Here is a 22,778-nt window from a genome sequence, read left to right on the forward strand (position 1 = left end):
CTTCCATTAAAGCAGCACTTCATTAGTATTTTTAGGAATAGATTTTGCTAAGCTTGGGAGAATAATTTGTGTGAAAAAAACAGTAACGAGGAGGTTCGTTTATGGAGAATGCAATGTTTTGTTATCAGTGCGAGCAAACATTAGGTGGAAAAGGCTGTGTGAAATCGGGAGTATGTGGAAAAAATCCCACGGTTGCTAATTTGCAGGATGTACTGATTCACGAATTAAAGGGAATTGGCTTTTATGGCCAAAAAAATTTGGAAAAGGGGTTAAAGATACGAAGCGAGATCAATAAATTTATGGTAGACGGTATGTTTTCCACCCTTACGAATGTAAATTTTGATCCAACAAGATTTGTTGAATATGTGAAAAAAGCAGAAGAAATCAAAGAAGAGCTTAAAAATGCCCTTGGTGAAATTAAAAATGTGCCGGAAGCGGCAAAATACAAAGCGCCGGACACAATGGAGGGAATGCTGGAGGATGCAAAGCATGTAGGTATTATGGCGGATGAAGCCTTAGACATGGATATACGTTCTTTGCGAGAATTATTAATTTACGGCTTTAAAGGCATGGCCGCCTACGCTCACCATGCATATATCCTTGGCAAATTCGATGATGAAGTGAATCATTTCTTTTATAAAGGCCTTTCCGGAACCATTGATGACAGCTTAAGCGTTGATGATTTATTTAATTTAAACATGGAGCTGGGAAAAACGGATCTAAAATGCATGGAGGTATTAGATGCGGCTGTTACCAGTGCTTTTGGAAATCCGGAACCAACAGAGGTGCTAATCACAAAGAAAAAGGGGCCCTTTATTATCGTTTCGGGCCATGATTTTAAGGATTTAAAAGAGCTGCTGGAGCAAACAGAAGGCAAAGGCATTGGTATATATACCCACTGCGAAATGCTTCCTGCAAATGCATACCCCGAATTGAAAAAATTTAAGCATTTGGTGGGCAATTACGGAGGCGCTTGGCAAAAACAGCAAGAGGAGTTTGATGGAATTCCAGGATGTATCTTAATGACTACAAATTGCGTACAGAAGCCAAAAGAAAGCTATCAGGATCGATTGTTTACAACCAGTATTGTTGGGATGCCCGACTGTCCTCATATTGATGAAGTCAATGGGAAAAAGGATTTTACGCCTATCATAGAAAAGGCATTGGAATTAGGCGGTTGGCAGGAGGATGAAGCTGAAAAAAGAATTACCATTGGGTTTGCCCACAATGCAATTTTAAGCCATGCAAATGAAATTATTGATGCAGTAAAAGGCGGTAAAATCAAGCACTTCTTCTTAATTGGCGGGTGTGATGGAGCAAGGCCAGGCAGAAATTATTACACAGAATTTGCAGAAAAAACCCCGAAAGATACGATTATCCTAACCTTAGCCTGTGGCAAATTCCGTTTCAATAAGCTTGATTTAGGAACAGTGGCAGGTTTCCCCAGAGTACTTGATTGTGGCCAATGCAGTGATTCCTATTCGGCGGTTAAGGTTGCTGGCGCATTAGCAGAAGCATTTGGCTGTGGGGTAAATGATTTGCCCCTTTCTCTGGTACTTTCTTGGTATGAACAAAAAGCGGTTGGTATCCTTCTTGCTTTATTATCCTTGGGGATAAAGGATATTCGTCTTGGACCAACATTACCGGCGTTTATTACACCAAACATTCTGCAGGTATTGGTTGATAAATTCGGTATCAAGCCGATTGCAACGCCGGAACAAGATTTAGCAGCAATTTTAGGGAAATAAAGATGATTGCCATTTTTTTACGCTGTTAGATTAAGAAATTCCACTGGATTTTTTTCTGGTGTGAATTGTTACTATCTTTTAGTCTTTAAGCGCAAATACGTTTCCCTAAGTAAGTATATTGAAATGTCTAACCATATAAAGTCGTTGAATAATTTATTTAAATATATTGTTCACCGGCTTTTTATTTACAGAAAAATACAAATAATTGATAAAAAGGAAATGCAGATGTGAAAAAGGAAGAGCAGTGTGTTATAATTGTACAATGAAAATGTGCTGAGGAAGCGCTGATTTAATGGAGGGTGTGCGGATAGTCGAGGAAATTTTTCAATTGGCAAGGAAAAAAACACAGCAATAGTAGCGCTATTTCGAGGCTTTTTGACGCTGTCCAAGTGGGAAATTTACCGATTAGCTATGCACACGGAATTAATCAGCGTTTCCCTAATTCATATTTTTGAAAGAAGTTGTGTCACAATCTATAAAAATTAAAACTGAAAATAAATTCTCAGTTGTTTAGCAAGGTTGTTTTTGTTTTTTTATTGATTGCAGTAGTGAATCATTATGAAGGTAGGGAGCAACTTTTGGCAGGGGAAGAGAAAGAAAGCGGCTAATAAATATGGGCATGTCCCATGAATATATTTCCGAAGCAGATAAAAAATGAAAGAACGGAGTGTAAAAAAAATGATGAAACAAACGGAATGGGGAATGCTGCCGGATGGGAAAAAAGTCTCACTGTATACCATTAAATGCAATGGGACAACACTTACGGCGTCTAATTATGGTTGTATCATTACATCACTTATTGTTCCGGATAGGCATGGCAATGAGGGCAACATTGTTTTGGGCTACGATTCTTTTGAGGAATACTGCAAGGACGATGCTTATCTAGGGGCTGCTATCGGCCGCTATGCCAACCGCATTGGAGGTGCGGCTTTTTTGCTCAATGGAATGGGCTATCATCTAACCGCCAACGAAGGCAAGAACACGCTGCATGGCGGAGAAGGCTTTCATAAACGCCTATGGGAGGTAGATACCGACGAACACAGCATTATCTTTCGGCGGATCAGTCCAGATGGAGAAGACGGATTTCCGGGGAATCTGACGGTTTCTGTGGAGTATGCAATTCAGGCAGACGGAGGGCTGGCTATTACATATGAGGCTGAAACTACGAGGGATACGGTTTTGTGTCTGACCAATCACAGCTATTTTAACTTAAACGGGGGAGGCAATATTGCAGATCACCAGCTTAGGATAGCAGCGGAGCACTATACGCCGGTAGATAAAAGCAATATTCCAACGGGTGAAATCCTTTCGGTTGACGGAACGGAATTTGATTTTCGCACCTTGCGCCCTATTGGAGTTTACCCATTCGATCATAATTTTGTGCTGAACAAAACCCAAGGCATTATGGTCGAATTATACGCACCAAAAAGTGGTAGACGAATAGCACTCACCACCGACATGCCTGGGATGCAGTTATATACCGGCTGTTGCCTGACGCCAAGAAAAGGGAGAGATGGGGAACAATATGGCTCGGGTATGTCTGTCTGCCTGGAAACGCAGCATTTTCCCGACAGCCCCAATAAACCCCGATTTCCATCCCCATTGTTAAGAGCGGGAGAACGCTTTCAAAGCCACACTGTTTTTGTTTTTGATGTGGTGGAAAATTAAGAATGGAAGCCTTTTTTCTTTTAATCATTGGTGGTTGGGACAAAAAACATAATTATATGAATTGAAAAAGTTGACTGAGCTGGTTACTTCCCGGTAATGCTCAAAACTGGAACAGGATGGGCTAGAGGTAAAGCAAAAAACGGTATTTTGGACGATTAAAAATTTCGTTCAATTGCTGCTTTATTTAGTGAACCTGAAGGGCAGAAGGAGAGTGTTCAATTATTATCTAATTATTGCCAAGTTGCTGAAAAATTGAAACAGAAGTGCCGTACCGTAAAAAGCCGGATGACCTATTAGATCCGCTTTGCTTAGCGGTAGTTGGAAAACCAGGGGTGGAAATTGTTTTTTTACACTTCTGGATAGTCCCAAATTAGACCGTACCGCTTTAAAGATACAGCCTGTAACGTCAAAAATATAAGAATAAGCTGAAGTGTATTCTAATTTTATTTTTAAAACAGGTATATTCGCCACACCCGTTGTGTGGATTATAGGCAATCCCAAAAAAACGCAGCCGGCTGACGGAGCAATTTTATTGTTTTGTCTTATTTATTGTTTTTTGAGAGAAGAGAAAACGACAAATATATGGATATAAGAATGAAATTTTATGCTTTAAAGCTGGGCGTTATGCGAATATGGGAAAACTATGTCACTTTATGGATTATTTTTTGTTTACCTTCCATGAAAAGTATTATATAATAATGTGATAGAATTTATTTAATAAAGATGATAAGGAGGATTTCTGTGGAAAAAGACTCCTCAAAGAATAGAAAAAAAAGGCCCCAACAGAAGGGGCAAAGGGAACCCTCCCAGCAAAAAAGACAAAGGCAAGCCCCTCAGTCCATGGGTGCTTACCCCGCAAAGGGAAGTTTATACAGTACGGGTTCTGCCTATGGACAAAACAGAGGGGAACGGATAAACAGCCAAGCCCCACCTCAAAGAGAAGTGCAAAGAACAAGAAAAAGAACCAGGCATATTCGTGTAAGTCGGGTTTTGCCTATGTTTGTTTTTATGGTAATTGCAATATACCTTTTTGGGCAGATGATTACCATGACAGCCAAAAGCTCAGATGTGAATGTGGAAACTATTGATTACGGTGGGATTGACACGCCTGCACGTTATACAGGATTGATTGTGCGTGATGAATATGTCACTACCAGCGACCGTACCGGACAACCCTTTTATCAATTTTCTGAAGGAGATTATATTTCTAAAAACGCTGTGGTTTGTACAGTAAAGGACACAAGTTCAACAGTTGCGCTTGAGGATAAGCTAGATAAGCTGGATAAGGATATTTTAAAAAGCCAGAAAAGTCGTTCTGATTTATCGGTTTTCTCCGAAGATATAGCCAGAATTGAAGAAAATATTCAAGGGGCTGTGGATTCCTACGCAGGAAAGACAACGAAAACAGATGCAAGCTATTTTTATGATTTAAAGGAACAGGTGCAAGGCTTTATGACGCAAAGAAATGAGATATGGCTGACGGAAAACGTGGACAGCCTTACTCAGCTAACAGAAGAAAAAACACAATATGAACAACAGTTAGCCCAAAGCATGAGCTCTATTCGCTCAGAGGAAAGCGGTATACTGGCTTTTAGCTATGACGGCTTAGAGGAAACCTTTACACCCGAAACCCTTGATGGGGTTACCAAAGGGCAAATTGGCGGCAGTAAAACGAAATATATTTCAAAGGCAAAGGCGGTTGCCCAAGGTGATCCGCTGTTTAAAATTGTTACCAGTAATTTGTGGTATATTGTATCCTATTTGCCAAATTCAGAAGTTTTGAATTGGAAAAAAGGACAAAGCAAAATACTGAATTTGCAGCTTGATGATGATGTGCTTAAAATTAACACCAAAATTGAATCAATAGAGCTGGGAGATAAGGAAACTAAGGTTGTTTTTTCAAGCTATGAGCAAATGGATCGTTTTATTGGTCGAAGGGTCGTAGAGTTTTATTTTGAGCAAACGACGATTGAGGGCTTAAAGGTGCCCAACGATGCCATTGTTGAAAAATCACTCATTCGACTTCCGAAGGATTGTATCACGGAAAGTTTGGGCAACAAAGGCGTTCTTTTGGTAAATGGCAGCAATGCCAAATTTTTAGCGATTACCATTGTTTCCTATGATGATGAATACGATTACATTAATCAGAATGGGGAGCTGAAATTGGGAGATGTTATTTTGCGGGGAACAGGGGAAAATGCAGTTCACTATACTGTGTCCGACTTGACTCCAAAACCCGGTGTATATGTTGCCAACAGCTCTATGGCAAAATTTGTTCCCATTGATATTATAGATCAAAATCAAGAATATGCTATCATTCGCTCCGGAACTGCTTATGGCCTGCAAGCCTATGATTTAATTGTGTCGGATGCGAAAAACATTACGGATGGACAAAATCTTTATTAATGATAAAGAAGAAAGGAAAGACGGAATATGAGTCATATTTTGGAAAATATCAAGGAGGTAGAAGCAAAGGTTGCCGCAGCGGCTCAAAGAAGTGGCAGAAAGAGAGAGGATATTCTCCTTTTGGCAGTTAGTAAAACACAGCCCGTTGAGGTGATACGTCAGGCGGTAACATATGGGCTTTCTTCTCTTGGCGAAAATAAGGTGCAAGAAATTATGGATAAATATGAGCCTATGGGGGAGGGGGTACACTGGCATCTCATTGGCCATTTGCAAACCAACAAAGTAAAATATATTATTGACAAGGTGGATATGATTCACTCTGTGGAAAGCCTTAAGCTGGCGGAGGAAATTGAAAAGCGTGGGGCGGCTAGAGGAATTGTAATGGATGTATTGGTGGAAGTGAATATTGCCAATGAGGAGAGCAAGTATGGTGTTGCGCCGGAAAATACGGAGGCGTTTATCCGCCAGCTTGCAAGGATGGAGCATTTACGGGTCAGAGGATTGATGACGGTGGCACCTTTTGTTGAAAATTCAGAAGATAACAGGGAATATTTCTGTCAAATGAGACAATTACAGGTTGACATCAATGCAAAAAAAATTGATAATGTATTAATGGACGTGCTATCCATGGGAATGACGGGAGATTATGAAGTTGCCATAGAAGAAGGTGCAACCATCGTTAGGGTAGGCACGGGCATTTTCGGCGAGAGAGATTACTCTAAGTGAGGAAAATAAAATAAGTATTAGAAGTAAGGACTGGGAGGAAGCGGACAAGTGGCTAATTTATTGAATAAAATGAAGGATTTAATGTTTGGCGAATATGATGATGATGAATATTATGAGGATGAGGAATATGATGTTCCTGTAAGGGAAGCGGTATCCAGCGGGTATGGTTTGCGTGAAGTGCCCAGAGATATGGATTACTCTGCGCCCGCATCTCGTAAGCCGGTGGCAAAGGGAAGCCCTCAGGTGTATAGCATTAATACAAATGTTCAGATGCAGGTTGTGATCATAAAGCCTAGCTGTTACGAGGATGCACAGGAAATATGTGATCAGATTAAAACCAAAAGACCTGTTGTTGTAAATCTTGAAAAGGTTGAATATCCTGTTGCGCAGCGCATTATGGACTTTTTGAGCGGTACCTGTTATTCTTTGGAGGGGTCGATTCAAAGGGTTGCGAATAATATTTTTGTGATTGCTCCGGAAAATGTTGACATTTCCGGCGATTTTAAAGAGGAACTGAAAACGAAGGGAGTTATACTTCCGTGGATGAGTAGCGGTAGATAAGGTGGGTAAGCATATTGAATAGTATACAATTTTTATTGACGAAAGCAGTGGATCTGTTTTTCTATGTCATGGAGCTTTTGATTTTCGGGCGCATTATACTTTCCTGGCTGCCCATGGGTTTTAACAACCCAATTGGAAAGTTTCTTTACACGATGACGGAACCCATTTTGGGTCCCTGTCGAAGAATGCTGGATAAATCCCCCCTTGGTGGCGGAATGATGTTGGATTTTTCCCCTATCATTGCTTTGATTTTAATGATGCTTGCAAAGCAACTGATTTTTGGGTTAATCACAATGCTGTAAGAGGCGGGTGATTATTTGAATAAGCAACAGATGCTTAAAGGCATTCAAGATCAAGACGAACGATTGCTTTTTGCCAAGGTGTTGGATCAGGTGGCTTTTGCAATGAAACGCAATGAGCTGCAATTTACCGATTTTATGGATGCGGCAAAGTGCGGACGATGTTTGGAGCGGCTAAAAAACAATACGGATTTAGATGTGCTTTCCTTTGGCGGTGTGGAAGAGGCGGAGCGGTTAAAGCTTGGCTTTGCCCCGATGCAAGGGATGATTTCTTATGGGCAGTTTCCTATAACAGCTTTACATATTGCCCCAAAGAGTAAAAAGTTTGGTCAGACGGACTTAAGTCATAGGGATTATTTGGGTTCGATTCTTGGGTTAGGCATAGAACGAGGAAAGGTTGGAGATATTTTGGTTTCCCAGGACGGAGCGGTGTGCTTTGTGAATGAGGAAATGGCAGATTATATCCAAATGAATTTAGATAAAGTTTCAAAAACTACGGTAACTGTGATAAGGCTGGATAAGGCAGAGGTTTTAGCACCAAAACGCACAGAAATCCGCCGTCAAACCGTAGCCTCCATGCGTTTGGATGCCGTTTTGGGAGAGGCCTTACGCCTTTCACGAGGAAAAGCGCAGGCGTTAATTTCAAGTGAGAAGGTAAACGTAAACTGGTCGGTTGTTACCAATACGTCGTATATATTAAAAACAAGTGATATGGTTTCTGCCCGAGGCTTTGGGCGTTTTCGTGTTGGCGAAGTGGGCGGAAGAACCAAAAAAGATAGAATCGCTCTGGAATTGGAAATGTACATTTAGATAAGGAGGATTTTGCGTGATTACACCAAACGACATTGCTACCAAGGACTTTAAAAAAGTTGCTGTTGGGTATTCGCCGGAAGAGGTAGATACGTTTTTAGATGATCTATATGAAGATTATGAAAGGCTTTACACTGAAAGCAAGAAAGAAAAACCCCCGGTGAAGGAGACAATTGAGCAACCGGAGCAGTTTTCGAATTTACAAAAAACCTTAGAGCGTACTTTGACTTTGGCGGAGACTGCTGCAGAAGAAACAAAGACCGCCGCTAAGAAAGAGGCGGAAATGATTGTAGCAAACGCAAAGCTCCGGGCTGAGGAAATTTTGCAAAACGCAAGAACACAAGCTTATGAGTTGGAACAGGAAATGGTTGCGCTACAAAACCGTTACGAATTGATGCGTACCAGAGTGAAGCTTTTATTGTATGCTGAAATTGAATTGCTGGATAAAAATGAAATCCTTGCTCCAAAGGATGAGGAGCGAAAAGCAACCGAATAAAAAGCCAAATGAGCGGTGGACAGAGTTTTTTTGCCGGAAGCCGCTTTTTCTGCGGGTTGGGGATGATATCCTTTCTAGCTGCAGGGCGTTTAAAATAAGCTGTGACTAAGCAATATTGCTGCCACGGCTATTTTGCATTTTATTATAAAAGCAAGAATGATTGAATCTCTTTTGATCAGTAATAATAATGTAGAGAAATCAACCCTAGGATGAAATGGGCTTTTTGTGTATGCTAAAGCGGTGCATCTTATTTGCATGGGGAAAAGGGAATCATAAATAATATTATGAAAAAGGATGAAAAATATGTGGTTTATACCGGCAATAGCGATGGTAATTTTGATAGGATTGGATCAGGCAGCAAAATATTTTGCTTTGATAAACCTCAAGCCCATAGGTTCTACGGTGTTGGCAGAGGGAATTTTAAATTTAACTTTTGTGGAAAATAGAGGGGTTGCCTTTGGCATGTTTTCCGGCCAAAGGTGGTTTATTTTATTACTGACGGGAGTAATTACCATTGTTTTGGTGTATTATTATGGAAAGCTACCAAAAACCAGGGAGTATAAATTTGTGCGCATGGCTATGGTGCTTATTTTGGCAGGCGCAATTGGGAATATGATTGATCGGGTTTTTCGAGGATATGTGGTGGATTTTTTTGAATTTGGATTTATTCGGTTCCCTGTATTTAATGTTGCGGATATTTTTGTTGTAGTTGGTGTTTTTATATTGGCATTTTTGATTCTATTTGTGATCAAAGAGCCGGAAGAAAAGAAGAAGGATGAATGATATGGAATATTTCACGTTTGGAACGGAACAGGATGATGTGGGATGCCGCATTGATGTATTTGTGGCTGAAAGTATGGAAAACCTTTCTCGTAGCGGCGTGCAAAGGCTGATTGAGGAGGGGCATGTTCGTTTAAATGGCGGTGCTGTGAAGGCGAATTATAAGCTGCGGTTAAAGGATATCATAGATGTTGAGGTTCCAGAGGTAAAGACTGTTGAAATTTTGCCGGAAAATATTCCGCTGGATATTTTGTATGAAGATAAGGATGTTATTGTTGTAAATAAGCCCCAAGGAATGGTAGTGCATCCGGCACCGGGGCATAACACAGGCACCCTTGTAAATGCGCTGATGCATCATTGCGGTGATGAGCTTTCGGGAATCAACGGAGAAAAGCGCCCCGGCATTGTGCATCGTATCGATAAGGACACCTCCGGGGTTTTGATGATTGCAAAAAACGACGCGGCCCATCAATCCTTGGCGGAACAATTGGCGGAGCATACCATTACCAGAAAATATAATGCTATTGTATTTAATGGTTTTCAAGAGGACGAGGGTACCGTAGATCAGCCAATGGGAAGAAACCCTTTGGATAGAAAGAAAATGGCAGTTACCCAAAAGCATAGCCGTAGGGCAGTCACACACTACAAAGTTTTGGAACGCATGGGTAATTTTACGTTCATTGAGGCGCAGCTGGAAACAGGCAGAACCCATCAAATTCGTGTTCATATGACCTTTATTGGGCATCCTCTTTTGGGAGATGGAGTTTATGGCCCCAAAAAACAACCATTTCATTTGGATGGACAAGCTTTGCATGCTCGTGTATTGGGTTTTGTTCACCCAACCACTGGGGAATATATGGAATTTGAGGCACCTTTGCCGGAAAGTTTTGAAAATATACTCAAGCGCTTAAAAGCATAAGTTTAGGAGGGTTAGAAAATGCCGCTGATAAAAAAGGATTTTTTTGGTCTGAAGGACCTGTCTGCGGACGATATTCGATATATTCTGGGTACGGCAGAAACAATGAAATATATTTTAAGTCAGAAAAATAAAACCTCGCCACATTTAAGGGGAAAGTCGGTCATTATTTTATTTTATGAAACAAGCGCAAGAGCTAAACTTTCTTATGAATTGGCAGCAAGGCATTTAAGTGCCAGTGTTGTTGATATGACCAGCACCATTCAAAACAAGGAGTTTGACAGTCTGGTGGATATGGGGCAGCTGGTTGACCAGATGGGCGCGGATTTTATTATTTTGCGTCACCCCATAGCAGGAGCGCCTCAGCTTTTGGCAAGAACGGTGGGCGCATCGGTGATTAATGCTGGGGATGGCTTTAACGAAAATCCGGGGCAATCCTTGCTGGATTTGATGACGATTCGAGAGCAAAAGGGTGGTTTTGAGGGCCTTCGGGTTGCGATCGTGGGAGATTTAATTCATAGCCGTGTTTCGAAAAGCAATATTTGGGCATTGACAAAGCTGGGGGCTGAGGTATGTGTTTCTGGGCCTGCAACATTAATTTCTCCTGAAATAGAAAAGTTGGGTGTGAATGTATATTATGATGCAAGAGAAGCTGTGAATAATGCGGATGTAATTTTAACCACACGCATGCATAAGTACAGTCAAAATACTGTGGTTTTGCCCTCCTTAGATGAATATAAAAGATTTTTTCGCATTGACGAAGCTTTATTGCGGTATGCCAAAAAGGATGCTATTGTGATGCATCCTGGGCCCATTCGCCGTGGAATTGAGATTTCATCCGGTGTGATTAACGGGCCGCAATGCATTGTCAATGATCAAATTGCCAACAGTGTTGCCGTTAGAATGGCAATTTACTATATTTTGACGCAAATTGGGGGTGCTTTTCAATGAAAACACTGATGAAAAATTGTCATGTGGTATCTCCGGGCTTTCAAGAAGATGAATTGTATGACATTTATGTGGTAGATGGCATGATTGAAGAAGTTGGCAAAAACTTAGAAAACGAAGCAACAAAAATTATGGATATTGGTGGGAATACAGTTTTACCTGGCTTGATTGATATGCACTGCAATATTTGTGATCCGGGTTTTGAATATTTAGAAGACATTGAAACTGTTTCCCGCAGTGCCGCAAGAGGCGGCTTTACCACCATTACCTGTGAGCCGAACACTGACCCTGTTATTGACAACAAAACCGTGGTGGAATATATCGTTTCAAAATCCAAAAGCCATGCATTGGTAAATATTTATCCCTATGGGAGCATGTCAGTGGGGTGCAAGGGAAAGGAAATGGCCGAAATCGGCGAGATGTTCGATGCCGGAATTGTTGGCGTTTCCGATGGAGATGAATTTACGGATGAGGCATCCTTTTTGCGCAATGTGATGTTGTATACAAAAATGTTTGATATGCCTGTCATTACCCATTGTGAGGACAGAGGGTTATCGGGCAATGGCGTAATGCACGAGGGATTTACTGCATCCTGCTTGGGTTTGGCTGGTATGCCACGGGAAGCAGAAGAAGTAATCGTTGCCAGAAACATTATTTTAGCAGAAAATACAGGGGTAAAGCTTCATGTTGCCCATGTCAGCACAAAGGGCTCTGCCCAATTGATTCGTGAGGCGAAAAAAAGAGGTGCCAAAGTAACGGGGGAAACCTGCCCTCATTATTTCTTACTGACGGAAGAAGGGGTGGAAAATTACAACACCCTTGCGAAGATAAACCCTCCCCTGCGCACCAATGAGGACGTGGAGGCAATTATAAATGGAATTGCCGATGGCAGCATTGATGTCATTGCATCTGGACACAGCCCTTCCAATGAGGGGGACAAAAACAAGGTATTTACCAGTGCGGATTATGGCATTTCTTCCTTAGAAACAGCGTTTTCCTTAAGCTATACAGGCTTGGTAAAAACGGGGATTATCTCACTTTCCAAATTGGTTGAGCTAATGAGCACAAAACCCGCAGAAATATTAAAGCTGGAGAATAAGGGGTGCATTGCAAAGGGGAAGGATGCGGATTTTATTGTGGTGGATTTGCGGCAGAGTTACCATATTGATCCCAAGCATTTTGCATCCAAGGCGAAATTTTCGCCCTTTGCAGATTGGGAAGTGCAAGGCAGAGTGATTTATACCATGGTAGGCGGAAAACTAATCATGTGATAGAAATGAACGAGGTGCAGCGATGTATTTAAAACGATTGGATTTGCAGGGCTTCAAGTCCTTTCCAGAAAAAGTCAAATTAGAGTTCAACCAAGGTGTAACTGCGGTGGTTGGCCCAAATGGCAGCGGAAAAAGCAATGTATCCGATGCGGTTCGTTGGGTTTTGGGGGAACAACGGGCAAAAAGCCTCCGTGGGGATAAAATGGAGGACGTTATTTTTGCGGGAACAGAAAACAGAAAACCCTTAGGCTTTGCGGAGGTTTCTATTATCATAGACAATCAGGATCAAAAGCTGCCCTTGGAATACACAGAGGTTCAAGTGACCAGACGGGTTTTTCGTTCGGGGGAAAGCGAGTATCGCATTAACGGGACAGCTTGCCGATTGAAGGATATTCAAGAGCTTTTTATGGATACGGGCGTTGGACGAGAGGGGTATTCCATTATCGGACAGGGCAGAATTGACGAAATTTTAAGTGCGAAGGGTGATGAACGGCGGCGGTTTTTTGAAGAAGCCGCAGGAATTGTTAAGTACAAAACCCGTCGAAATGAGGCTGCAAGCAAATTGGAGAAGGAGCAACAGAACTTGCTTCGTGTGGACGATATTATTAGCGAACTGGAGGTACAGCTTGAACCTTTGGAAATGCAAAGCGAAAAAGCAAAACGCTATTTGGCGTTTAAGGAAGAATTAAAGCAGGCCGAGATTGTGGCATTTTGTAAGGATTTAGACCGTATGGAGGAAGACCTTGCAAAGCTCCTTGAAACGAAGGCTTTCGCCGAAAATGAACTGAAAAATCACCTTGCCCAGGAAGAAAACAGCAAAGAAGCAACTCAACAGCTGAAGCGCAAGGTGGAAGAATTGGATGGGCTTTTACAACAGCATAATCAAGAATTAACAGAGCTTCGCACGAAAAAGGAGCAGACAGAGGGTGAAATCCGTCTGACGGAGGAGCAGAAGCAAAATGAAGTGGCAAATCAGGAAAGAATCCAACTTGAAATTATCCAAAAACAGGAGCAAAAGGCAGAAAATGAAAAGCAGTTGGAGCTTTGTAACAGCCGAATTACAGGCCTGGGCATTGATATGGAGCATCAACAGGATAAGCTTTCCAAGCTGGAGCAGGCGTATGCTTCCTTAAATACTTCTTTGCATCGAGATGAAACACAGGCGGAAAATTTTAAAGATGAAATTTTTCAGCAAATTAAAATCGGAACAGAGGCAAAGGGTGAGATTGCTAAGCGTGATGCCTTGAGAGAGCAGTTTTCAAGCCGTATGGAGCAATTACAAACAGAAAAAAGCCATTTGGAAAGCAGACTGCATCAACTGGATATACATATACAGGTTTTGGCGAAGCAGGAAAAAGAAATGAAAGAAAACATCTCTTTTATGGAGCAAGAGCTTCTGGCTTTGGAGCAAGACAAAATTGAAGCCCAAAAAGAAAGGGATGTCGCCCAGGTAAATTTGGCAAAAGAGGAAAGAAGCCTTTCTGAAATTCAATCCAGATTATCTATTTTAAGGGAAATGGAAAAGGAAAACGAGGGCTTTTTTCACAGCGTAAAGAGCCTTTTAAATTTACCCAATAAGGAACAGCGGGGCATTTGTGGTGCCATTGGTCAATTATTAAAGGTGGATGAGGCCTATGAGGCGGCAATTGAAGCGGCTTTGGGTGCAGCATTGCAAAATGTTGTTACCAAAACTGAGGATGATGCCAGACGAGCAATTGACTATTTAAAAGCAAATAATTTGGGCAGAGCAACCTTTTTGCCCATTTCAGCCATTAAAGGACGTGCTTTTGAGGGACGGCCGTCTATTTTGGATGAGGTGGGTGTTTTTGGAACAGCCCATGAATTGGTTGGCTTTGATGAAATGTATCGGCAAATCGTTGAAAATTTATTAGGACGAACCATTATTGTAGAGAATTTGGAGCAAGCCGTTATTTTGGCAAAAAAATATAAGCATCAGTATAAGATGGTTACCCTGGATGGAGATATTTTAAATCCCGGCGGAGCCATGACAGGTGGTTCCAAGCAGAAAAAGGCGTCCCATATTTTTAGCCGTGGCAGAGAAATTCGTTTGTTGCAGGAAAAAATGGAGAGCACAGGGGAAATTGTGGAAAGCTTCCGTAAAAAGTTTGCCCTTTCTCAAGAGGATATGGGAGAAATTGAGGAGGAAATCGTCGAAAAAAGGCTGGAATTGCAAAAGCTGACCGTAACACTGAGTAACAGTCAGGGCGATAAGGAAAAAACAAATTATGATTCCATAGAAAATAATGATAGATTAAAGCTGATCCTTTTGGAGGAGAGCCAGCTGCAAGAGCAGCTTTTACGGGCAGAGAAGGACATTCAGAAAAACAAGGAAATGCTGCAGCTTTCTCAAAGTAAAATGGAAGAAGTTAACGCGGAGCTTTTGAAGTATCAAGATAGCTTAAGTGATGACAAGGGAAAACGAGACACGCTGATGGAGGAAATTACAAGCCTTAGAATCGGTATCTCCAACGGTGGTCAAAATATTTCCAACATTGAAGAAACCATTTTACGCTTAAACAAAGAAAATCAAACACTTCTTAAGCAAATAGAATCGGATGAAGAGAAAATCACATTCTTTTTGCATAGTGGCGAAGAAAAGGAAAAACAGAAAACAGCCCTGCAACTTGAAGCTTTTACGTTAGATCAGAGGGTAGGTGCCTTACAGGAGGCATTGGAGAAAACAGCGCAGGAAAAGACTGGAATTGCCCAAGAAGCCAATGAAATGGAACAAAAGGCAGTGGAGGAACGAGAGTCCGCAAGGCAGATGGAGAATGAGCTGTTCCGCCTTGAAACAAAAAGAGAAAAGATAGAGGAAGAAAAAATACGCATTACTACCCAAATGTGGGAAGAATATGAGATGACCTATCGCATGGCTAAGGAGTATGCTGAAAACAGGAAGAATGCTGTGAGTCGTTTGGTGAAGGAAATTCGTGGGGATATTCGCACGTTGGGCGATGTAAATGTGGGTGCCATTGAGCAGTATAAAGAGGTAAAAGAAAGATATGCCTTCTTAACCCAGCAAAGAGCCGATATTTTGGAGGCGGAAGAAAAACTTCGTGGCATAATTGAGGAGCTTTCAGTTTTAATGGAAAAGCAGTTTCGGGAGCAATTTCAATTGATTTCAGAAAACTTTAGCCGCGTATTTCAAGAGATGTTTGGTGGGGGCAAGGCATATTTAAAATTAATTGATACCCAGCGTGTGCTGGAATCTCACATTGAGATTGTTGCCCAGCCTCCCGGTAAAAATTTGCAGAACATGCAGCTGTTATCCGGCGGGGAAAGAGCGTTAACAGCAATTGCAATTTTATTCTCCATTTTGCAGCTAAAGCCATCACCATTTTGTATTTTAGATGAGATTGAGGCAGCATTGGATGATGCCAATGTAAGCAGATACGCTCAGTATTTAAAGAAATTTGCAAAAGATACCCAGTTTATTGTAATAACCCACAGAAAAGGGACAATGGAGTATGCCGATGTTTTATATGGTGTGACCATGCAGGAAAAAGGTATTTCCAAATTAATTTCAGTGGACTTTTCAGAACAGGAAAAGGATGCGATGTAACATAAAAGCTATGATTTAAATTTGATTTTCTTTATGGAATACGGATATTGAGGTGAAAACGAATGGGATTGTTTGATTTTTTGAAGAAAAAAACACAAGAAGAACCTTTGGTAGAAAAAAACAAAGAGGGTATTTTTGAGCTGGACGATATTGAGGTGGAAACACCCCAAGGCGAAACGACGGATTTTGTTTTGGAAGTGGAAGAAGGCGACGACAAAATATCTGGTGTGAATCAAGCGGTGGGGAAAGCTATGGGAGCCGAGGACGTTCACATTTTTCGGGCGAATAAGGATACCTTATACCAAGAAATAGAGCAAAAAGGAGCAAACATAGAAACTGAATCAGAAATTGAAATCATCCAAGAGGATGGAGAAGCCTTTGTGTCGGAAAACGAACAAGAGGGCATTGCATTTATTGAGGCTGTGACTGATTTGGCATCGGAAATGCTTGAAAAGCCAAGGGGTGATGAGGAAATACTGATTACAACAGCTGAAGGTGACTGTTTTGTGGAAGAAACAAATGAGGAAGCGGAGGCCTTTGTGGAGGAGCTTGTCAATTTTGTGGAGGAGCAGCTGCAGGAGGGAAAAAACCAAAAAGCAGCAGAAGAAGTGCCAGAAGAAGTGCCAGAAGAAGTGCCTGTATCCCTGGAAGCGCAGACGGAAGAACCCAAAATGGGCTTTTTTGCAAAGTTGAAAGCCGGATTGGACAAAACTCGTAAAAATATTATGGGCGGTGTAGATGCGGTTTTAGGTGGTTTTACCCAAATTGATGAGGATTTGTTTGAGGAGCTGGAGGAAGCTCTGATTATGGCAGATATGGGTGTGCAGACCACCATGAGTATTGTGGAAAACTTGCGTAAGCGCGTCAAGCGTGAGCATGCAACAGACCCTTCGTTGATTAAAGGAATGCTTGCAGATGAAATTACGACAATTTTATCCGATGGCGTTCAAGAGGAAGAAAGCTTGCCAAATCCTTCCGTTATTCTTGTCATTGGTGTAAATGGTGTTGGTAAAACCACAACCATCGGGAAATTGGCGAGCCGTTATAAATCAGAGGGGCGCACCGTCTTACTGGCGGCGGCGGATACCTTTCGTGCGGCAGCCATAGATCAGCTTGAGGTTTGGGGACAGCGTTCGGGTATTGAGGTCATCAAGCAGGAGGAAAATTCTGACCCTGCGGCGGTAGTATTTGATGCGGTGCATGCGGCGAAAAACCAGAAATCAGACCTTTTGATTTGCGATACCGCAGGACGTTTGCATAACAAAAAAAATCTCATGGAGGAATTGCGTAAGATTGGGAAGGTGATTGAAAGAGAACATCCCAATGCTCATAAAGAGGTTTATTTGGTACTGGATGCTACAACGGGACAAAATGCGCTGCAACAGGCAAAGCTGTTTCAAGAGGTTGCCGATATTACGGGAATTATTCTAACAAAATTGGATGGTACGGCAAAAGGCGGCATTGTGGTGGCAATTAAAAGCGAATTGCAAATTCCTGTACGCTATATTGGTGTGGGGGAAAGCATCAACGATTTGCAGAAATTCGATGCAAGAGAGTTTGCCAAGGCGCTATTTGGAGAATAAGGAGAAATGAAGGATGGAAAATCAGAAAATTGTGAATACACCCTATGGTAAGGAAATTGATGAGCACATGAAAAAGCAGTTTCCTGAGCGCAAGGAGCGCGTGTTTTATGAGCAAAACTCCGAATTTTTACAAATAGAAATTCACTTATTGGAGGCACCAACAAAAAAGGACTTCCATGTTTTGTATACGGTGGGCATGAGTGCACTGCCTATGACCCTGCCGGAGGACTTATTACCCGAATATCAGGCTTTGGAGCGGGCAGAGATATTATTGCTCTTACCTGCGGAATGGAGCCTTTTTATGCCTGAGGACGGGAAGGTGGATAATCGCTTATGGTGGCCTGTGAATTTGATGAAGTACCTGTCTTATTTTCCCCATGAGAATAAAACATGGCTTGCCTTTGGGCATACGCTTCCCAATTCTGAGGCTTATGAGCCATATGATGATAGCACAAAGCTTTGTGGCGTCATGCTTGGGGCATTGCAGGAAGAAATCAGCATTTTACGGGGAAAAGATGGAACGCAAATCAATTTATATCCCTTAATTCCCCTGTATAAAGAGGAAATTGAGGGGAAGCAAGAAGAGGGCACAGAAGCTTTAATTACCAGACTTTCGACATTAAATGGGTTTGGAATGATTGTTTTTCCGGATCGGCCCAATGTATGGGCAAAATAAAGACTCTCAAAAATAGGCGTCGATGCTTTTAGTGCTTCGACGCCTATTGTATGCTTTATTTTGCCTCTTCGTTGATGATCAAAGCAATCATTTCCATATCTTCATCAGTATTATTTTCGATGGAGTGATATTGGCCAACCTCAATGAGACAGACATCTCCGGGGTGCACAGCTATTTTTGAGCCATCGTTGTCAATGAAGGTTCCTTCTCCCTTGATAATTGCATAAGGCTCTGTGTTTCCAACGTGCTGATGCCAGCCGATACTGCTATGAGGCTTTACGATAACACGGGCGTACATAGTGGCATGACCCAATAATTCTTCTTTTTCCAAGAAGTGATGAATTTCAACGGTGCCTTTTCCATCTCTTAAACCTTCTACTGTTACAACTCTTTCTTTTCTTACCATAATGATTGATTCTCCTTTCGTTTATGAAGCTGTTATTTTTCTACACCCTCTAAATTAAAAATGGGGGTGTAATCAGAGGTTGCAGAGCCTCTTTTTTGCATAAAACCATTTTTTAGCCCAATCGTTAAAAAATATTCCGTAACCTTTTCATATTCAAAGGTGGTTAGCTTCCGTGATAAAGCTTTTATCGTGCTTGCCCGGTGCATGGGTGTGTATTGGCTTAGGAGGGAAACATAGGTGTCCTGTCCAAGAGATTCCTTAATCCAATCCAGAATGTGGAAACTATCCCGATGGTGAGAAGGGAGCACAAGGTGGCGCACAATTACGCCTTTTTGCATAATTCCATTTACATCAAACATGTCTTGTGGTACCTGTCTTCTCATCTCAAGGATGGCTTGAGAGGCAATTGCGGAATAATTGGGTGCTGAGGAATACTTCCTTGCTAGGGTATCATCCCAATACTTAAAATCGGGGAGATAAACATCAATTAGCCCATCCAGTTGGAGAAGACCCTCTAACGCTTCATACCCATTGGAATTATAAACAACGGGTATTTTTAATCCGTTATGTTTTGCCATGCCCAGTGCCGTTGCTATTTGTGGGATGAAGTGGGTGGGTGAAACCAAATTAATATTGTGCAGTCCTCTGTTTTGCTGTTCCATAAAAATTTCAGCCAAGCGTTCTATAGAGATTTCCATTCCAAAGCCATCTTCGCTGATTTCGTGATTTTGACAAAAAATACAGCGTAAATTACAGTGAGAAAAGAAAACCGTTCCGGAGCCGTTTGTGCCGCTGATGGGAGGTTCCTCCCAAAAGTGAGTACTGACCAATGCAACTTTTGGAAGCTTATGTGCATGGCAAAAGCCTGTTTCGCCGTCCATACGGGCTGCATTGCATTGTCTTGGACAGATATTACAGAGGGTTATAGGTGTTTTTTGCTGTTCCATATTGAAAACCCGCTTTCCGGTACCCCTATTGAACAAGGTGAAGCATTTATAAACAGAGGTCTTTTGCTTTCTATATGATACCATGATTAGAAACAGTTTCATATAGAAAAATAAAATCTCTTGTGTTAAAATGTATTTATAAGTCGAAAAAGAAATAAAAAAATGGGGGTGGCGGATTGAAAGAATATGCTTTGAAAGCGCAAGATAGTCAGGTGCTTACAAAAGTGGTTTGTAATTGCTGCGGCAGGGAGATACCCCTTATGAGAGAAGGAATCAGGGAGGAATACTTTCATGGTGTGAAGACTTGGGGCTATTTTTCTAACCAAGATGGACGACAGGATTCCTTTGATTTATGCCAAGAGTGCTATGAAAAAATGATTGAAGGTTTTCAAATTAAAATGCACTAAGGGGGGAGCAATCCCCGATACATATGTGAATTCACTAACCCCATAAGGGGTTTTTTTATGAAAAAAATCCGCATGCCTATAAAAATGCCTAAGAGGCTGAATAGGAAAAATCAGCCCCTTGTATATTTTTTCAACAATTTATTCTTCTGTCATTCGATATCCCACGCCAACTTCCGTAAAAATATATTTTGGTGCGGCGGGGTTTTTTTCCAGTTTTCTTCTTATATTTGCCATATTAACCCGCAATATCTGGTTATCCTTCACGGCATAGGGCCCCCAAAGCTCGGTTATGATGTTATCGTAGGTTAAGACGCGACCGGCACTTCTGGCTAATAATGAAACAATTTTGTATTCAATTTGTGTCAGATGGACGTCGTTTCCGTCGATGGTAACCAGTCTTTTTTGAAAATCAATGACTAACCCTTTTGCACAAAATAGAGTTTCTACTGTTCCTAAATGGTTGCTTGTGCTATGGCGGATTGCAGTACGGATGCGAGCCAGAAGCTCAGAAGTACCAAAAGGCTTCACAATATAATCATCTGCTCCAAAATCAAGGGCCTCAACCTTATCCGATTCGTCGTCACGGGCAGAAACAACAATCACAGGCGTGGCGGTCCATGTTCTAAGCTGTTTTAATATGGCAATTCCGTCTATGTCGGGCAAGCCCAGATCCAAAAGAATTAAATCCGGGCAGTGGGAGGGTATCATGGATAAAGCTTCCTGCCCATTTTTTGCACAAATCACACGATAGTCATTGGCCTTTAGTGTGGCTTCAATAAAATTACTGATGGGTTCTTCATCTTCCACGATAAGTATTTTTGCTCTTGCCGGCATTTTCAAAATTCTCCTTTCATCGGTAATACAAAAGTAAAGGTTGCCCCTCCGCAAACATGATTTGCAGCAGAAATTTTGCCATTATGGGCAAGAATGATTGTTTTACAAATGGAAAGACCGATTCCTAACCCTCGGCTGGAATCCGCCGAAACGGTACTGCTTTTTCCTTCAAAAATTGTTGGAAGACTGGATGGATCAATGCCTTTGCCATAGTCGGTCACGCAAAAAACGGCCTCATCATTTTCCCGGGAAACCTTTAGCCACACGGGAAGGGAGGTTTCTGAGTGGCGAATGGCATTTTCCAGTAAGTTAATTAATACCTGCTCAATCAGCGTTGCATCCATAGGTACCATTAATATTTCATCAGGAACGGAAACATATATGGTGGCATCAGGAAATCTTTTATGAATCCTGGAAACAGATTCAGAAACAATTTCTTCAACAATTTCTTCTTGCTTCTTCACTTTTGCATCCTCGCTGCTGATTTTTGTGATAGAAAGCAGATTTTCAACCATGTGAATAAGCCACTGGGCATCATGATGAATATCATTAAGCAAGCAATCGAATTTTTCTTCGTTTATCTTATCCTTGTTTTCCAGTAAGGTTGTGCTGGCACCCAGAATACAGGTGAGGGGTGTACGCAAATCATGGGAAACTGCGCGTAAAAGGTTACTGCGCATTTTTTCTTTTTCCTGTTCCAAAAGAATCTGCTGCGCCTTTTCTTCGACAGCTTGCCGTTCTAAAGCAAGAATGGTCTGGGAGATCATAATTCTTGAAAATTGAAATGTGTCCGACAAAACAAAATCGGCATTTTCAAAAAGCAGGCCGATCACCCCATAAACCTTATTGTCGGTGGAAATAGGAATATAGGTGCCTTTGCAATTTTGTACCTTGGCCTCCAGTACGACACCCCGAATTTTATTTTTTACATAAGCATCGATGGCAATTTGTAATTCCAAGGGGCTGTTAAATATGGACTCGTCTTGATTTTGCAATGCCTTAATCAGCTTTATTTCTGGACTTGCAGGATTACCTAAATAAGTTACTACACTGCATTGATTTGATTGTGAAAAAAAATCAACGGTGATTTCCATTATTTTGTGTAGAGTATTTCCCGATAACAGGGCATTGCTCATTTTTGTCAGGTTTTCGGCTCTACTTTCTCGCATGGCGGAAAGGATGGCCGCTTTTTTTACTCTGGTGGTTAATGCACTTGTTAAAACGGACATAATAAGCAACAGTGCAAACGTAATCGGGTATCCTGCCATTGAAAAATTCAAGGCAAAATAGGGAAAGGTGAAGAAAAAATTCACGGCGATTACGCCTCCGATGGAAGCAAGAATTCCCCAAATAAAACCACTGGTTATGACAGAGGTTAAGGCAACTCCAAGCATATATACCCCAAAAATATTATTGCTGATTACATTCATTTCAACAACACATAATGCAAAGGAGGTTGCAATTAGAAATACCAATATTGTTTTGAACAGATCAAACAGAATAATATCGGGGGATAGTCTTATTTTTTTTAATTGACGCAAATAATCTCTCATAGAAGCCCTCACAAAAAAAGCATTTGTTTAATTCAATCGAACAAAAGTAAAAGGATGAAAAGGAATACATAAAAAACGGTGGTTTTCTCCGCTAAAACCATTTAAATATTGATAAACACAAAACCTATCCTATTTGAACTTAATCAATAAATTTTGTACA

General features: G+C 41.4%; 20 protein-coding genes. 16 read left to right on the forward strand and 4 right to left on the reverse strand.

Going from position 1 to position 22,778, the window contains the following annotated elements; all coding sequences use genetic code 11:
• Nucleotides 1-101 precede the first annotated feature (101 nt).
• From hcp to CLNEO_RS10960, 15 genes are all read left to right on the forward strand, one after another.
• Nucleotides 102-1,748, forward strand: a complete 1,647-nt coding sequence (gene hcp, locus CLNEO_RS10890; protein WP_066088681.1) for a hydroxylamine reductase — start codon at nucleotides 102-104, stop codon at nucleotides 1,746-1,748.
• Nucleotides 1,749-2,426: 678 nt separating this feature from the next.
• Nucleotides 2,427-3,416: an aldose epimerase family protein gene (locus CLNEO_RS10895; RefSeq protein WP_201032905.1), complete on the forward strand. Its 990-nt coding sequence runs from the start codon at nucleotides 2,427-2,429 to the stop codon at nucleotides 3,414-3,416.
• Nucleotides 3,417-4,157: 741 nt separating this feature from the next.
• Nucleotides 4,158-5,822 carry an HlyD family efflux transporter periplasmic adaptor subunit gene (locus tag CLNEO_RS10900; RefSeq protein ID WP_066088684.1) on the forward strand — a complete coding sequence of 555 codons (1,665 nt, stop codon included), beginning with the start codon at nucleotides 4,158-4,160 and terminating at the stop codon, nucleotides 5,820-5,822.
• 27 nt (nucleotides 5,823-5,849) lie between these two features.
• On the forward strand, nucleotides 5,850-6,548 hold the full coding sequence (locus CLNEO_RS10905) for a YggS family pyridoxal phosphate-dependent enzyme (protein WP_201032907.1): 699 nt from the start codon (nucleotides 5,850-5,852) through the stop codon (nucleotides 6,546-6,548).
• Between the two features lie 48 nt (nucleotides 6,549-6,596).
• Entirely contained in the window at nucleotides 6,597-7,109 is a 513-nt protein-coding gene (locus CLNEO_RS10910; RefSeq protein WP_066088686.1) for a cell division protein SepF, read from the forward strand.
• 14 nt (nucleotides 7,110-7,123) lie between these two features.
• Complete coding sequence (locus CLNEO_RS10915) at nucleotides 7,124-7,411, forward strand: YggT family protein (protein WP_083531973.1); 288 nt, start codon at nucleotides 7,124-7,126, stop codon at nucleotides 7,409-7,411.
• 15 nt (nucleotides 7,412-7,426) lie between these two features.
• Entirely contained in the window at nucleotides 7,427-8,218 is a 792-nt protein-coding gene (locus tag CLNEO_RS10920; RefSeq protein ID WP_066088689.1) for a YlmH family RNA-binding protein, read from the forward strand.
• A 16-nt stretch (nucleotides 8,219-8,234) separates the two neighbouring features.
• Nucleotides 8,235-8,714 carry a DivIVA domain-containing protein gene (locus CLNEO_RS10925; RefSeq protein ID WP_066088692.1) on the forward strand — a complete coding sequence of 160 codons (480 nt, stop codon included), beginning with the start codon at nucleotides 8,235-8,237 and terminating at the stop codon, nucleotides 8,712-8,714.
• A gap of 303 nt (nucleotides 8,715-9,017) precedes the next feature.
• Nucleotides 9,018-9,497, forward strand: coding sequence for a signal peptidase II (gene lspA / locus CLNEO_RS10930; RefSeq protein WP_083531974.1), 480 nt, complete (start codon nucleotides 9,018-9,020; stop codon nucleotides 9,495-9,497).
• Between the two features lies 1 nt (nucleotide 9,498).
• Entirely contained in the window at nucleotides 9,499-10,413 is a 915-nt protein-coding gene (locus CLNEO_RS10935; protein ID WP_066088698.1) for an RluA family pseudouridine synthase, read from the forward strand.
• Nucleotides 10,414-10,431: 18 nt separating this feature from the next.
• Nucleotides 10,432-11,361 (forward strand): aspartate carbamoyltransferase catalytic subunit, encoded by a 930-nt coding sequence (locus CLNEO_RS10940; protein ID WP_066088700.1) that lies wholly within the window; start codon nucleotides 10,432-10,434, stop codon nucleotides 11,359-11,361.
• Nucleotides 11,358-12,629, forward strand: coding sequence for a dihydroorotase (locus tag CLNEO_RS10945; protein ID WP_066088704.1), 1,272 nt, complete (start codon nucleotides 11,358-11,360; stop codon nucleotides 12,627-12,629). The genes CLNEO_RS10940 and CLNEO_RS10945 overlap by 4 nt, the downstream gene beginning before the upstream one ends.
• A gap of 22 nt (nucleotides 12,630-12,651) precedes the next feature.
• On the forward strand, nucleotides 12,652-16,212 hold the full coding sequence (gene smc / locus CLNEO_RS10950) for a chromosome segregation protein SMC (RefSeq protein WP_066088707.1): 3,561 nt from the start codon (nucleotides 12,652-12,654) through the stop codon (nucleotides 16,210-16,212).
• A 671-nt stretch (nucleotides 16,213-16,883) separates the two neighbouring features.
• Entirely contained in the window at nucleotides 16,884-17,795 is a 912-nt protein-coding gene (gene ftsY, locus CLNEO_RS16675; protein ID WP_066088871.1) for a signal recognition particle-docking protein FtsY, read from the forward strand.
• Nucleotides 17,796-17,808: 13 nt separating this feature from the next.
• A complete protein-coding gene (locus CLNEO_RS10960) occupies nucleotides 17,809-18,471 on the forward strand; it encodes a suppressor of fused domain protein (RefSeq protein ID WP_083531976.1) in 663 nt (220 codons plus the stop codon).
• 55 nt (nucleotides 18,472-18,526) lie between these two features.
• Here CLNEO_RS10960 and CLNEO_RS10965 read toward each other — a convergent pair whose 3' ends face one another.
• Nucleotides 18,527-18,877 (reverse strand): cupin domain-containing protein, encoded by a 351-nt coding sequence (locus CLNEO_RS10965; protein WP_066088710.1) that lies wholly within the window; start codon nucleotides 18,875-18,877, stop codon nucleotides 18,527-18,529.
• 32 nt (nucleotides 18,878-18,909) lie between these two features.
• Nucleotides 18,910-19,824 carry a radical SAM protein gene (locus CLNEO_RS10970; protein WP_066088712.1) on the reverse strand — a complete coding sequence of 305 codons (915 nt, stop codon included), beginning with the start codon at nucleotides 19,822-19,824 and terminating at the stop codon, nucleotides 18,910-18,912.
• Nucleotides 19,825-20,000: 176 nt separating this feature from the next.
• Between CLNEO_RS10970 and CLNEO_RS10975 the strand changes: the two genes are divergently transcribed.
• Nucleotides 20,001-20,231 carry a hypothetical protein gene (locus CLNEO_RS10975; protein WP_066088715.1) on the forward strand — a complete coding sequence of 77 codons (231 nt, stop codon included), beginning with the start codon at nucleotides 20,001-20,003 and terminating at the stop codon, nucleotides 20,229-20,231.
• A gap of 138 nt (nucleotides 20,232-20,369) precedes the next feature.
• Here the strand turns inward: CLNEO_RS10975 and CLNEO_RS10980 are convergent, their stop codons facing one another.
• A complete protein-coding gene (locus tag CLNEO_RS10980; RefSeq protein WP_066088718.1) occupies nucleotides 20,370-21,065 on the reverse strand; it encodes a response regulator in 696 nt (231 codons plus the stop codon).
• Nucleotides 21,066-21,067: 2 nt separating this feature from the next.
• Nucleotides 21,068-22,618, reverse strand: a complete 1,551-nt coding sequence (locus CLNEO_RS10985) for an ATP-binding protein (protein ID WP_066088721.1) — start codon at nucleotides 22,616-22,618, stop codon at nucleotides 21,068-21,070.
• Nucleotides 22,619-22,778 lie beyond the last annotated feature (160 nt).

Origin of the sequence: Anaerotignum neopropionicum (genome assembly GCF_001571775.1) — a bacterium.
Taxonomy (GTDB): domain Bacteria; phylum Bacillota; class Clostridia; order Lachnospirales; family Anaerotignaceae; genus Chakrabartyella; species Chakrabartyella neopropionicum.

Coding starts and splice junctions, on each gene's coding strand:
- hcp (WP_066088681.1), top strand. CDS start 102: ATGGAGAATGCAATGTTTTGTTATCAGTGCGAGCAAACATTAGGTGGA.
- CLNEO_RS10905 (WP_201032907.1), top strand. CDS start 5,850: ATGAGTCATATTTTGGAAAATATCAAGGAGGTAGAAGCAAAGGTTGCC.
- CLNEO_RS10980 (WP_066088718.1), bottom strand. CDS start 21,065: ATGCCGGCAAGAGCAAAAATACTTATCGTGGAAGATGAAGAACCCATC.
- CLNEO_RS10960 (WP_083531976.1), top strand. CDS start 17,809: ATGGAAAATCAGAAAATTGTGAATACACCCTATGGTAAGGAAATTGAT.
- CLNEO_RS10985 (WP_066088721.1), bottom strand. CDS start 22,618: ATGAGAGATTATTTGCGTCAATTAAAAAAAATAAGACTATCCCCCGAT.
- CLNEO_RS10965 (WP_066088710.1), bottom strand. CDS start 18,877: ATGGTAAGAAAAGAAAGAGTTGTAACAGTAGAAGGTTTAAGAGATGGA.
- CLNEO_RS10895 (WP_201032905.1), top strand. CDS start 2,427: ATGATGAAACAAACGGAATGGGGAATGCTGCCGGATGGGAAAAAAGTC.
- CLNEO_RS10945 (WP_066088704.1), top strand. CDS start 11,358: ATGAAAACACTGATGAAAAATTGTCATGTGGTATCTCCGGGCTTTCAA.
- smc (WP_066088707.1), top strand. CDS start 12,652: ATGTATTTAAAACGATTGGATTTGCAGGGCTTCAAGTCCTTTCCAGAA.
- lspA (WP_083531974.1), top strand. CDS start 9,018: ATGTGGTTTATACCGGCAATAGCGATGGTAATTTTGATAGGATTGGAT.
- ftsY (WP_066088871.1), top strand. CDS start 16,884: ATGGGCTTTTTTGCAAAGTTGAAAGCCGGATTGGACAAAACTCGTAAA.
- CLNEO_RS10970 (WP_066088712.1), bottom strand. CDS start 19,824: ATGGAACAGCAAAAAACACCTATAACCCTCTGTAATATCTGTCCAAGA.
- CLNEO_RS10940 (WP_066088700.1), top strand. CDS start 10,432: ATGCCGCTGATAAAAAAGGATTTTTTTGGTCTGAAGGACCTGTCTGCG.
- CLNEO_RS10935 (WP_066088698.1), top strand. CDS start 9,499: ATGGAATATTTCACGTTTGGAACGGAACAGGATGATGTGGGATGCCGC.